General features: G+C 68.9%; 13 protein-coding genes. 7 read left to right on the top strand and 6 right to left on the bottom strand.

The window, feature by feature from the left end:
- Positions 1–5 precede the first annotated feature (5 nt).
- The 4 genes from E1261_RS15535 to E1261_RS15520 all read right to left on the bottom strand — a co-directional run bounded on the left by E1261_RS15535 (position 6) and on the right by E1261_RS15520 (position 2,946).
- Positions 6–1,352, bottom strand: a complete 1,347-nt coding sequence (locus tag E1261_RS15535; protein WP_132407202.1) for a class I tRNA ligase family protein — start codon at positions 1,350–1,352, stop codon at positions 6–8.
- Positions 1,345–1,698: a cupin domain-containing protein gene (locus tag E1261_RS15530; protein WP_132407200.1), complete on the bottom strand. Its 354-nt coding sequence runs from the start codon at positions 1,696–1,698 to the stop codon at positions 1,345–1,347. Before E1261_RS15530 ends, E1261_RS15535 begins: the two co-directional genes overlap by 8 nt.
- 289 nt (positions 1,699–1,987) lie before the next feature.
- Complete coding sequence (locus tag E1261_RS15525) at positions 1,988–2,398, bottom strand: ferritin-like domain-containing protein (RefSeq protein ID WP_132407198.1); 411 nt, start codon at positions 2,396–2,398, stop codon at positions 1,988–1,990.
- Positions 2,395–2,946 carry a cell division protein FtsK gene (locus E1261_RS15520; protein WP_132407196.1) on the bottom strand — a complete coding sequence of 184 codons (552 nt, stop codon included), beginning with the start codon at positions 2,944–2,946 and terminating at the stop codon, positions 2,395–2,397. Before E1261_RS15520 ends, E1261_RS15525 begins: the two co-directional genes overlap by 4 nt.
- Positions 2,947–3,099: 153 nt before the next feature.
- Between E1261_RS15520 and rimP the strand changes: the two genes are divergently transcribed.
- The 6 genes from rimP to truB all read left to right on the top strand — a co-directional run bounded on the left by rimP (position 3,100) and on the right by truB (position 9,773).
- Positions 3,100–3,624, top strand: coding sequence for a ribosome maturation factor RimP (gene rimP / locus E1261_RS15515; protein ID WP_132407194.1), 525 nt, complete (start codon positions 3,100–3,102; stop codon positions 3,622–3,624).
- 1 nt (position 3,625) lies between these two features.
- Positions 3,626–4,618, top strand: a complete 993-nt coding sequence (gene nusA / locus E1261_RS15510) for a transcription termination factor NusA (RefSeq protein ID WP_132407192.1) — start codon at positions 3,626–3,628, stop codon at positions 4,616–4,618.
- A gap of 44 nt (positions 4,619–4,662) precedes the next feature.
- Positions 4,663–4,965, top strand: coding sequence for a YlxR family protein (locus E1261_RS15505; RefSeq protein WP_132407190.1), 303 nt, complete (start codon positions 4,663–4,665; stop codon positions 4,963–4,965).
- A gap of 153 nt (positions 4,966–5,118) precedes the next feature.
- Positions 5,119–8,343, top strand: coding sequence for a translation initiation factor IF-2 (gene infB, locus E1261_RS15500; RefSeq protein ID WP_132407188.1), 3,225 nt, complete (start codon positions 5,119–5,121; stop codon positions 8,341–8,343).
- Positions 8,344–8,442: 99 nt separating this feature from the next.
- Positions 8,443–8,883, top strand: coding sequence for a 30S ribosome-binding factor RbfA (gene rbfA, locus E1261_RS15495; protein WP_202874727.1), 441 nt, complete (start codon positions 8,443–8,445; stop codon positions 8,881–8,883).
- Between the two features lie 2 nt (positions 8,884–8,885).
- Complete coding sequence (gene truB / locus E1261_RS15490) at positions 8,886–9,773, top strand: tRNA pseudouridine(55) synthase TruB (protein WP_272948583.1); 888 nt, start codon at positions 8,886–8,888, stop codon at positions 9,771–9,773.
- Here truB and E1261_RS15485 read toward each other — a convergent pair.
- Together E1261_RS15485 and E1261_RS15480 are read right to left on the bottom strand one after the other, a co-directional pair.
- Positions 9,766–10,992 (bottom strand): RNA polymerase sigma factor, encoded by a 1,227-nt coding sequence (locus E1261_RS15485; RefSeq protein WP_132407184.1) that lies wholly within the window; start codon positions 10,990–10,992, stop codon positions 9,766–9,768. The two genes, truB and E1261_RS15485, sit on opposite strands and share 8 nt — an antisense overlap.
- Positions 10,989–11,360 carry a YciI family protein gene (locus tag E1261_RS15480; RefSeq protein WP_132407182.1) on the bottom strand — a complete coding sequence of 124 codons (372 nt, stop codon included), beginning with the start codon at positions 11,358–11,360 and terminating at the stop codon, positions 10,989–10,991. The genes E1261_RS15485 and E1261_RS15480 overlap by 4 nt, the downstream gene beginning before the upstream one ends.
- A 177-nt stretch (positions 11,361–11,537) precedes the next feature.
- Between E1261_RS15480 and E1261_RS15475 the strand changes: the two genes are divergently transcribed.
- Entirely contained in the window at positions 11,538–11,969 is a 432-nt protein-coding gene (locus E1261_RS15475; protein WP_132407180.1) for a hypothetical protein, read from the top strand.
- Positions 11,970–11,978 lie beyond the last annotated feature (9 nt).

Below are 11,978 nucleotides of genomic sequence, written 5' to 3'. Positions count from 1 at the left end.
CCGGATCACCCCAGCCCGGTGAGCGCGGTTCGGAGCGAGCCGAGGTTGTGGGCTCCTCCGGCCAGCAGCGTGAGCAGGCAGCGCGCCGCTAGTGGTGGGTCGAAGGCAGCCGGTTGGAGGGCCGCTTCACCCCGAGCGAGTTCGATCGCGGCCAGCGCCGGATCGAGTGGTTCGGAGATGCTGCGGACGCCCGCCAGCAGCGGTTCGGCGTACTGGGCGAAAGCTTCGAAAGAACGGTGATTGAAATCGCTCTGAAAGCGATCGGGGCGATCCCAGGCCAGAAACAAACGCACGATTGACGGATCCCAACGGCAGAGTAATTCCGTCGCTGTCATTCCGTGTTTCCGGCTGGTCGAGAATTTCGCGCCGTCCGACGTGTAGAACTCGTTGACGACTAGTCCGGAAAGGGGCGACCGGGTGACCCCGGCGGCGGCCCAGACGGCCGGCCAGTAGACGGCGTACCAGAATGCGTTGTCGAGGCCGAGGAAATGCCAGAGCTCGCCGACCCGATCGATCGCGGTCAGGTAGCCGGTGACGTCGGTGGCGCTCGGGTCGACGGCCTGGGCGATGCCGTAGAGGTCGGTGAGTGCGACCTCGGTATACGGGCCGATGCGTAGGCCGGTCAGTGGGCCGTCGCCTTCGATCCCCCAGTTCGTCGGGAAGGCGAGCGGGATCTCCGGCAGTCCCGCCCGGAGGGTGCGATCGACGAGTTCGCGGACGGCCGGGGGTAACTGCGCCCGGATCCAGGTCTCGGTCAGTGCGGCGCGATGGTCCTCCATCCGAAGCACCGGCACGGTCGCGACGAACGGACGCGGCTCGCCACCACAGCGGCCGCAGACCGGGTCGATCATCGTTTCGACCTGGGTGAAGGTGCCGCAGACCTCGCAGGCGCCGCCGGCCGCAGGTTCCTTGCACTCGCCGCACAGCCCGCTGAGGTAGGACTCGTGCAGGGTCCGGTCGCAATCACTGCAGGCGTACAAGGTGATCTCGCGCAGCGGCGCCGCACCGGACGTGACCAGGTGGTTCATCAGTTGCCGGATCACCGGAGCGTGGCTGTCGCCGAGCGGGTCGGTGAATCGGTCATAGCCGATTCGGGCCCGGTCGTAGGTGTCGAGGATGTCGTCGCGGAAGGCCGACGTCATCGCGTGCGGGTCGAGGCCCTCGTTCTCGGCCCGCGTCAGGACGTAGTTCTGATGGACGTCGAGCCCGCTGGTGACCACGACGTGTTCGCCCCGGGCACGTGCGGCGCGGGCTGCGATGTCGGCGGCCAGATACGGGCCGGACAGGTGGCCGACGTGCAGCGGGCCGTTGACGGTCGGCTGCGGGAACGTGAAGACGCTGATGTCATTCATTGCTGTGCTGTCCAGAGATAGGCATCCAGTACGCGCTGAACACAGTGAGCTCAACCGAGTCCGACCGGTTCTGTACGACGTGTTGCTCGGTACTGGACAGCAGGAACGCGTTGCCCTGCTGGATTTCGTACTCCGAGCCGCCTGTCAGGACGTGCGCCGTACCGGCGACGACGAGGGACAGTTCGAGCTCGGGATGCTGGTCGAGCGGGCTCTCCGAACCGGGTGGGACGGAGTACCACATCGCCTGGAACGGCACGTCGCGATCCAGGTCATATTGTTCCCAGCGGACCACTCGCAGGTCTTTCACGAACAGGTCTTCGCCGGTACGCAGGTCGAATGTACGCATGCTTCGCCACCCTCCATGATCCTGCCGCGAGCAGGACCGAAGAAGTTGAATGAGAACGTACGGAACAAGGCGCCGAGAACGCGCCGAACTGGTCCGACCTGCGCCACCAACGCGGTCGTCGTGAAACCCGGTGACCCCCCAGTCTCCGTGGCCGAAAATATAGGGAAGGTCGCGCTGCGAGTAAAGGGGAATACGCTATGAATTTCCGTCGGACCGTAACTCCGCCGGAATTCCTTCGTTGCAAGCGGCAAATGGCGGCGGACCGTGTCCGCGCGGTCACCCTACGAGGCTAGACAGCACCCGGAAGCGCGACCGGTGCGCCACCCCAGACCACCTGCGCGGAGGCGGTCGCGATCAGCTCGTCGATGGCGAACTGGCGGACCGCCGGCTGCTCGGCCGCTTCGACCAGATCGCCGTAGGCGGCGGCCAGGCGGCGCTCGATGCCGAGGATCAGTGCGGAGGCGCTGACCGCGTTGGTGACCGGCTGCGGCAGGTCGTACGCCGGTTCCGCGGCGACCGGGGTCTCGCCCGCGGCCGTGATCAGGCCGCTCAGTTTGTCGCGGTTGTCGCGATGCCGGTCGAAGGTCTCGGTCGCGGACCGGAACTTGGCGCCACTCAACTTCCCGCCGGCCACGCCGACGCCGTACAGGGCTGCATGTTCGCCGGCGAGGGCGGCCTGCAGAGCCTCGATCTCGCTCATGACGCGGCCACCTTCTTGGTCGGGAGGAGGGTCGCACCGAGCTGGACCTCGGAGGCGGCGATCATCGCGAGCAGCCGGGCTGCCGATCCGGAGAGCTTGGCCGCGGCGGCCGCGTGGGCGATCGAGGCGGCCTTCTCCTGCTTGGCGAGCAATGCCAGGGCGGCGGCCGACTGGGCTGGAACAGCCGGGAGCTTGGCGGCCTTGGGCACGGTCACACCGGTCGTCTCCTGGAGCTTGGCCAGGTGGCCGGCGTGGAACTTGACCGCGGCCGCCAGTTTGGGCTTCAGGGCCGGGAACTTCGTGCCGACGAGCGTGTACTGCGCGGTCAGCGAGCTGACCAGTCCGGCTGCGCTGCTGAGTGCCGCCACGATGGCCGGATCAACGGTCGGCGCCCCCGGCAGGGTCTTGCCGTACTCCGGGTCGACGACTCCCGGCGTACCGGATCCGGCCTGGTCGTCCTTGCACCCGGCCAGCACGAACACGCCCACGGCCAGGCCGGTGGACTGCAGTGCGACGCGGCGTGACAGCCGGAGGGGTTCGATCTGCACCCCGGAACCCTACCCGGTGACGGGGCGGTGATTGGCCTGGGACAAGGCGGTGACCAGAGCACCCTCTGTAGCCAGATAAGGTGGACTACTGCTCTCGGCCAGAACGCCGGGGCAGGTACGGGCGCACAACTGCAAAGAGAGGCAGGTCTACCTGTGAGCCGAAAGACTGACCACACGGACACCTCTGGCCTCGAGAGTTTCCTCCAGCCGATCGTCGCCCAGTTCGGCTGCGACCTGGAGGAGAGCAGCATCATTCCGGTCGGTAAGCAACGCATCCTGCGGGTGCTGGTCGACCGCGACGGCGGGATCAACCTCGACGACGTCGCCGAGGTCACCCGCGCGCTCTCCAAGGCGCTCGACGACAAAGACATCATGGGCCAGAGCCGGTACACGCTGGAGGTCTCCAGCCCCGGCGTCGACCGGCCGCTCACGCTGCCTCGGCACTGGCGCCGCAACATCACCCGCTTGGTGGCGGTCACCCTGGCCAACGGCCAGAAGCTGACCGGCCGCATCAAGACCGCCTCCGACGAGGCGGCCGAACTGGATGTCAAGGGCAAGCTCCGGACGATCGCCTACGGCGACGTGGAGAAGGCCAAGGTCCAGATCGAGTTCAACCGGCCCGCCGGCAACGACGACGACGAAGATGCACCTGCCGACGGCACGGTGGAGGAGAACTGACATGGATATCGACATGGCCGTCCTGCGGTCCCTCGAACGCGAGAAGGACATCTCCCTGGAGATCGTCGCCGAGGCGATCGAGGCCGCACTGCTGGTGGCCTACCACCGCACCGAGGGGGCGCACCAGCACGCGCGCGCCGAGCTGGACCGCAAGACCGGGCACGTGTCGGTGATGGCCCGCGAGCTCGCCGAGGACGGCACGCTGCTGCGGGAGTTCGACGACACCCCGAGCGACTTCGGCCGGATCGCCGCGACCACGGCCAAGCAGATCATCCTGCAGCGGCTGCGCGACGCCGAGGACGACGTCCGGTACGGCGAGTTCTCCGGCAAGGAGGGTGACATCGTGTCCGGTGTCGTCCAGCAGGGCCGTGACCCGCGGTCGGTGATGGTCGACCTCGGCAAGATCGAGGCGGTGCTGCCAGCCCCGGAGCAGGTGCCGGGGGAGAAGTACGAGCACGGTTCCCGCCTGCGCGTCTACGTGGTCGGCGTCCGCAAGGGCTTCAAGGGCCCGCAGATCACGGTCAGCCGGACGCACCCGAACCTGGTCAAGAAGCTGTTCGCGCTGGAGGTCCCGGAGGTCGCCGACGGCACCGTCGAGATCACCGCGATCGCCCGCGAGGCCGGTCACCGGACCAAGATCGCCGTCCGCACCCTGAACCCGTCGGTGAACGGCAAGGGCGCGTGCATCGGGCCGATGGGCCAGCGCGTGCGCAACATCATGCACGAGCTGCACGGCGAGAAGATCGACATCATCGACCACAGCGACGACCCGGCCACCTTCGTCGGGAATGCGTTGTCCCCGGCGCAGGTTACGTCGGTGGAGGTCGTCGACGCGGCCGCCCGCGCCGCGCGGGTCGTCGTACCGGACTATCAGCTGTCCCTGGCCATCGGCAAGGAGGGGCAGAACGCCCGCCTCGCGGCCCGGCTGACGGGCTGGCGGATCGACATCCGCCCGGATACCGATGTGACTGGTGAGGACAAGAAGGTAGACTGATCTCTCGGTCGGTCGACTGAGTCGTCACCACACCCTGAGGAACTGTGACAGAAACTGCAGACGCGCGCCCTGCGAAGGTTCGGGAGCGCACCTGTATCGGGTGCCGGAAACGATCCAGACCGACTGAACTGCTGCGGATGACGGTGTCCGGAGGACTTGTCCTCCCGGATCCTGAGCGTCGGGCACCCGGCCGTGGAGCGCATCTGCACCCCACGATCGAGTGTTTCGAGCTCGCTGTCCGGCGCAAGGCGTTCCCGCGGGCCTTCAAGGTCCCGGGCCCGCTCGAGGCGACCGGGCTGCGAACGTACCTGACGCAGCGTGATAATCAAGATGTACACACGGTCTGACCGGGCTGTGTGACCGACATGAAGGCGGGTCATCGACTCATGACCACTCGATGAGTGTCCACAAGTGATGGATACACAGCGATGAGTGCAATGCGATGAGCATGTACGTCAGATAACGGTCCGCGGCCCCAGGCTCGGACCAGAGGGAGAGTAGTGGCAAAGGTCCGGGTCTACGAGCTCGCGAAAGAGCTCGGAGTTACCAGCAAGGTCGTCCTGACCAGGCTGAACGACATGGGTGAGTTCGTCCGATCGGCATCCTCGACCATCGAGGCGCCGGTTGTGCGGCGGTTGGCGGAGGAGTTCGAGAAGAACCCGCCGAAGAAGCGAGCGGCCAAGAAGGCCGCCGCCAGTACGTCTGCCGCGCCGTCGGCGACCGCTCCGGTGGTCCCCGCGGAGCCGGTGGAGAAGTCCGAGCCGGCCGCTCCCGCGGCGCCGGCCGAGCGTCCGGCGCCTGTCGCCGAGTCGGCTCCGGCTCCGGTTGCGAAGGCTCCGGTCACCGAGCAGGCCGAGGCCGCTCCGGTGGCTCCGGCCGCTAAGGCGACCCCAGGCATCAAGCCGGGTCCGCGTCCGGGCCCGAAGCCCGGTCCGCGCGCCGAGACCCCGGCTGCTCCGGTAGAGGCTCCGGCCCCTGCTCCGGCAGCACCGGTAGAGGCTCCGGCCCCGAAGGTGGAGGCCCAGCCGGCCACGCCGTCGTTCGAGGCTCCGGCTGCCAAGGCGGCTCCGGCCCCCGAGGCTGCGGCTCCGGCTGCTCCGGCCGCGCCGCGTCCGGCTGCCGACCGTCCGGCCTCTGATCGTCCGGCCTCCGACCGTCCGGGCCCGCGCCCGGGTGGACAGGGTTCCGGCCAGGGTTCTGCGCCGCGTCCGGGTTCGGCTCCGCGTCCGGGTGGCTCCGCGCCGCGTCCGGGTGCACCGCGGCCCGGTGGCAACGCACGTCCGGGTGGCCAGGGTGGTGCCCCGCGTCCGGGTGCGCCGCGTCCGGGCAACAACCCGTTCAGCTCTACGCAAGGCATGCAGCGCGGTGGCGCACGTCCGGGCCCGGGTGGCCAGGGCGCCGGTCCGGGTGCTCCGACCCCGGCCGGGATGGCTCCGCGTCCGCCGGCGGCCCGCGATGGTGGCGGCCGCGACGACCGGCGGGGCGGCACTGACCGTCCGCCGCGTTCGGGCGGCGTACCGGGTGCACCGCGCCCGAACCCGGCGATGATGCCGAAGTCCTCGGCCGGTACGTTCACCGGTCGTCCGTCCGGCCCCGGTGGGGGCGGCGGCGGTGGTGGCGCCGGTGGTCGTGGTCGTCCGGGTGGCGGCGGCGGTCCGGGTGGACCAGGTGCCGGTGCACGTCCGGGTGGCGGCGGTGGCGGTGGCGGTTTCCGTCCCGGTGGCGGCGGCGGCCCGAGCGGTCCTCCCGGTGGTGGCGGCGGCGGTCGTCCGGGTCCGGGCAACCGGGGCCGTGGCGGAACGCAGGGTGCCTTCGGGCGTCCGGGCGGTCCGGCCCGTCGTGGTCGCAAGTCCAAGCGCGCCAAGCGCCAGGAATTCGACAACATGCAGGCCCCCGCGGTCGGCGGTGTGCGCGTCCGGCACGGTGACGGCGAGGTCGTGAAGCTGGCCCGTGGCGCGTCCCTGACGGACTTCGCCGAGAAGGTCGGAGTCGACCCGGCGTCGCTGGTGCAGGTGCTGTTCCACCTCGGTGAGATGGTCACTGCCACCCAGTCGGTCAACGAAGAGGTCCTGCAGCTGCTGGGCACCGAGCTGAACTACGACGTTCAGGTCGTGTCCCCGGAGGACGAGGACCGCGAGCTGCTCCAGTCGTTCGACATCGACTTCGGCACCAACGAGGGCGACGAGGGCGACCTGGTCAAGCGGCCGCCGGTCGTCACCGTCATGGGTCACGTCGACCACGGTAAAACGAAGCTTCTGGACGCGGTCCGCGAAGCGAACGTCGTGGCCAAGGAAGCCGGTGGCATCACCCAGCACATCGGTGCCTACCAGGTCACCACCACCGTCGACGGCGAAGAGCGCGCCATCACCTTCGTCGACACCCCGGGTCACGAGGCGTTCACCGCCATGCGTGCTCGTGGTGCGCAGGCCACCGACATCGTCATCCTGGTGGTCGCGGCCGACGACGGCGTGATGCCGCAGACGATCGAGGCCCTGAACCACGCCCGGGCGGCGAACGTCCCGATCGTGGTCGCGGTGAACAAGATCGACGTCCCGAACGCGGACCCGGCCAAGGTGCGCGGTCAGCTGACCGAGTACGGCCTGGTTCCCGAGGAGTACGGCGGCGACACGATGTTCGTCGACGTCTCGGCGAAGGCGCGGATCAACATCGACGGGCTGCTCGAGGGCGTCGTACTGACGGCGGACGCGTCGCTGGATCTGCGGGCGAACCCGAACATGCCGGCCCAGGGCATCGCGATCGAGGCCAACCTCGACAAGGGCCGTGGTCCGGTGGCGACCGTGCTGGTTCAGCGCGGAACGCTGCGGGTCGGCGACTCGATGGTCGCGGGACCGGCGTACGGCCGGGTCCGGGCGATGCTCGACGAGCACGGTGTCGCGGTCGAGGAGGCGACTCCGTCGCGTCCGGTGATCGTGCTGGGTCTGACCGCCGTGCCGGGTGCCGGTGACAAGTTCCTGGTGGTGGACGACGACCGGATGGCCCGGCAGATCGCTGAGAAGCGCGAAGCCCGGGCTCGTGCGGCCGCCAACGCCAAGCGTCGTGCGCGCCGGACCCTCGAGGACTTCATGGCCTCGATGGAGAAGGGCGAGACGCAGGAGCTGCTGCTCATCCTCAAGGGCGACGTGTCCGGTTCGGTCGAGGCGTTGGAAGACGCCCTGGTCCGGATCGAGGTCGGCGACGAGGTCAACCTGCGCGTCATCGACCGCGGTGTCGGTGCGATCAACGAGAACGACGTCAACCTGGCCATCGCGTCGAACGCCGTCATCATCGGCTTCAACGTGCGGCCGGCCGGCAAGGCCGGGGACGTGGCCGAGCGCGAGGGTGTCGACATCCGGCACTACTCGGTGATCTACGCCGCGATCGACGACATCGAGGCGGCCCTGAAGGGCATGCTCAAGCCGATCTACGAAGAGGTCGTGCTGGGCCAGGCGGAGATCCGCGAGATCTTCCGCTCGTCGAAGGTCGGAAACATCGCCGGTTGCTGGGTCACCAGCGGCCTGATCCGCCGCAACGCCAAGATCCGGTTGATCCGGGACGGCGCGGTCGTGGTGGAGAACGGCGAGCTGTCGTCGCTGAAGAGGTTCAAGGACGACGCGTCCGAGGTCCGCGAGGGCTTCGAGTGCGGTCTGACCGTGAACAACTACAACGACATCAAGATCGGCGACGTCGTGGAGTCGTTCGAGCTCCGCGAGAAGCCGCGGAACTGAACCAGGTGACGGCCCGCTGAGGGCTGTCGAGGAGTAGCGTCCGGAGAGACGGTCAAACGTCTCTCCGGACGTTTTTCATGAATGAGGGAGTGAGCCCTGATGGGCGAAGCAAGGGCCAAGCAGCTGGCCGACCGGATCCAGGTGCTCGTCGCCGAGTTGCTGGAGCGCCGGGTCAAGGACCCGCGGCTGGGGTTCGTCACCGTGACGGACGCGAAGCTGACCGCCGATCTGGGCGAGGCGAGCGTCTTCTACACGGTGTACGGCAATGAGCAGGACCGGGCGTCCACGGCGGCCGCGCTGGAGTCGGCCCGCGGGCTGATCCGCAGCGAGGTCGGCAAGGCGCTCGGGTTGCGGCGCGCGCCGAGCCTCGCGTTCTACCTGGACGCGATCCCGGAGACCGCGGGCCAGATCGAGGAGTTGCTCGAGAAGGCCCGCCGGGCCGACGCCGAGGTGGCCAAGGCCGCCGCCGGTGCGAAGCCGGCCGGTGACGCCGACCCGTACAAGAAGCCCCACGAAGACACCGAGGACGAGCAGGACTGAGGGTGCCTGAGTTCACACCGTCCTCGGACGGCATCGTCGTGGTCGACAAACCCGCGGGGATGACGTCGCACACGGTCGTCGCGAGGATCCGGCGGCTGGCAGGTACCCGCAAGGTGGGGCATGCCGGCACGCTGGACCCGATGGCGACCGGCGTCCTGGTCGCCGGTCTCAACCGCGCGACCCGGCTGCTCGGCCATCTCCAGCTCGCCGACAAGTCGTACGACGCCACCATCCGCCTCGGCGCGGTGACGACGACCGACGACGCCGAGGGATCGGTGGTGTCGACCGCGCCCGTCGACGGTGTGACCGAGGAAGCGATCAGGACCGCGGCGGCGGCGTACCAGGGTGAGATCTCGCAGATCCCGTCGGCGGTCTCCGCGATCAAGGTCGACGGCAAACGTGCCTACGAACGCGTCCGCGCCGGCGAAGAGGTCGTCCTGAAGGCCCGCACGGTCACCGTCTCGCGCTACGACATCGCCGACATCAGGGTGTCGGAGTCCTGGATCGACCTCGACATCTCGGTCGACTGCTCCAGCGGCACCTACATCCGTGCCCTGGCTCGCGATCTCGGTGCCGATCTCGGTGTCGGCGGCCACCTGACCGCACTTCGCCGTACCAGGGTCGGCTCCTTCGACCTGACCGCGGCGCACACCCTCGAGGCGCTCGCCGAGGACTTCGTCTGGCTGCCGATCGCAGATGTTGCCGCCGGCACCTTCCCCCGGTACGACGCCGACGCGGAGCAGGCCGCCGCGATTCGGACCGGCCGTCCGCTGCCCGGCCTGCAACTGCCCGCCGGCCAGACCGCGATGTTCGATCCCACCGGCACCTTCCTCGCCCTCTACGAACCGCACGGCCCACTGGCCAAACCCACCGCAGTCTTCGTCAGCTGAACCGGTCGGCGCGCGAGACGAGGTACTCGCGTTCCACCTCGTTCTCGGTCAGGGCGGCTGCTTCGCGGTAGAGGGCGGCTGCCGTGGTGGTGTCGCCGGTGAGCTCGACCAGGTGGGCGCGGACGGCGCGTTCGCGTTGGCGGGTGAGTGGATCTTGGGCGAGGCCGTGGCGAGTGTTGAGGTCGTCGAGGAGGGCTAGCGCCCGGGTGGGGCCGTAGGCCTGGGAGACGGCGACGACTCGGCTGAGGCGGATCGGAGCTGTCGGGGTGAGCCGCTCCAGCCACAGGTACAGCATGGCGATCTGCGGCCAGTCGGTGTCGCCTTCGGCGGCGTGCGTGGCGGCGATGGCGGCTTGGAGTTGGTACTGCCCGGGTTCGCCTCGGTTCCAGACGCTGTCGATCAGGTCGGTGCCTTCGCGGATCAGGTCGGCGTTCCAGCGCGTGCGGTCCTGCTCTTCGAGGGGCACGAGTTCACCAGCGGGACCGGTTCGCGCCGTACGGCGGGATTCGGTCAGGAGCATCAGCGCCAGCAGCCCGATGGCTTCGGGGTCCGGGAGGGTGGCGACGAGTAGCCGGGTCAGGCGGATGGCCTCGTGCGTGAGGTCGACGCGGGTCAGGGCGTCGCCTGCTGTGGCGGTGTAGCCCTCGTTGAAGATCAGGTAGAGCACCCGCATCACTGCGGCGATCCGGTCCGCGCGGTCTTCGTCGTCCGGAGCTGTGAAGCGGGCACCGGCTTTGGCCAGTTGCTGTTTGGCCCGGCTGATCCGGGTGCCCATGGTGTTCTCGGTGGCGCCGTACGCGTGCGCGATCTCGGTCGTCGTCAGGCCACCGACCGCGCGCAGGGTCAGTGCGACCTGGCTGGTGGCCGGCAACGCCGGATGACAGCAGAGCAGCAACAGCGTGAGGCTGTCGTCGGTGTCGGACGGCGGTTCCACGGAACCCCGCCGTACAGGCTCGGCGAGCTCGGCCTCCTGCTCGCGGCGCCGGCGGGCCTGCTCTGAGCGGAGCAGGTCGACCATCCGCCGGTAGCCGATCCGGATCAGCCAGCTGCGCGGGTTCTCCGGTACGCCGTCCGTCCAGGCGCGGGTGGCCGCGAGCAGCGCCTCCTGGACAGCGTCCTCGGCGATGTCGAAGCGGCCGAACCGCCGGACCAGCGCGCCGAGGACCTGCGGCGCCTCGGTGCGCAGCAGGTGCTCGATCTGTTCGCTCGGTTGGTTCACGCGCCGAAGTCGTCGCCCATGATCGGGCGGATCTCGATCGGCTCACCGAGTACGTCGACGATCCGGCCGACGATCTCGACCGCCCGCTCGTGACTGGCGACCTCGATCACGGCGAAGCTCGCGAGGACCTCTTTGAGTTCGGCGAACGGGCCGTCGGTGGCGACCACACCGTCCGCGCCCTTGCGGACCGTCGTACTGACGACCGGATGACCGAGCCCCTCACTGGTGACGAACTCACCGGAGGCACGCAGCTCCTCCTCGAACTTCTGGTACACCGCGAACGCCGCCAGCGCCTCCTCGGACGCGGTATCCGCCGTGGCGGCGTCCCAGGCGGCGGCGGGCGTGTAGCTGAGCAGCAAGTACTTCACGATCAACCTCCTTGGTGAGCCGGAACGGTATCCGGCCTCAAGGGCTTACACGGGGCCGAAGGCCGGATCTCGACGGCCTTCGTTTGTGAGCCACATCACATCGCGGGGTTGTCGAGAGCCTGGTTCCACCTCCGAGGTAGCGGTGAATTCTGACCCACTGAACTTCGAGGAGACGACATGAACGACAACGTGCAGCCCAGCAACGACCTTCAGGCTCTCGACCGGCTGGTCGGCACCTGGTCCGTCACCGGTGGTGTCGAGGGCACCGTGCGGTACGAGTGGATGCCGGGCAAGTTCTTCCTGCTCCAGCACGTCGAACTGGTGCAGTACGGCCAGGTCATCACCGGGTTCGAGGTGATCGGCAACCTGCGGCCGTTCGGTGAACCCGCGAGCGCGGAGGTGTGGTCGCGCTTCTACGACTCGACCGGCAACACCCTCGACTACGTCTACGAGCCCGACGGCGACACGCTCACCATCTGGGGCGGCGCCAAGGGCAGCCCCGCCTACTTCCGCGGCACGTTCACCAACAACGGCGACACCCTCGCCGGCGACTGGGTCTACCCCGGCGGAGGCGGCTACCACTCCACCTCCACCCGCATCACCCCCTGACCCCCAACC

Source organism: Kribbella albertanoniae, from assembly GCF_004348455.1.
In the GTDB taxonomy this organism is placed as follows: Bacteria; Actinomycetota; Actinomycetes; order Propionibacteriales; family Kribbellaceae; genus Kribbella; species Kribbella albertanoniae.
This window is presented reverse-complemented; position numbering and strand designations above follow the sequence as displayed.

Excerpts from the sequence above, each read along its gene's own strand:
- rbfA (WP_202874727.1), top strand. The coding sequence starts at position 8,443 with ATGGGCGAAGCAAGGGCCAAGCAGCTGGCCGACCGGATCCAGGTGCTC.
- E1261_RS15530 (WP_132407200.1), bottom strand. The coding sequence starts at position 1,698 with ATGCGTACATTCGACCTGCGTACCGGCGAAGACCTGTTCGTGAAAGAC.
- E1261_RS15535 (WP_132407202.1), bottom strand. The coding sequence starts at position 1,352 with ATGAATGACATCAGCGTCTTCACGTTCCCGCAGCCGACCGTCAACGGC.
- E1261_RS15475 (WP_132407180.1), top strand. The coding sequence starts at position 11,538 with ATGAACGACAACGTGCAGCCCAGCAACGACCTTCAGGCTCTCGACCGG.
- nusA (WP_132407192.1), top strand. The coding sequence starts at position 3,626 with ATGGATATCGACATGGCCGTCCTGCGGTCCCTCGAACGCGAGAAGGAC.
- E1261_RS15525 (WP_132407198.1), bottom strand. The coding sequence starts at position 2,398 with ATGAGCGAGATCGAGGCTCTGCAGGCCGCCCTCGCCGGCGAACATGCA.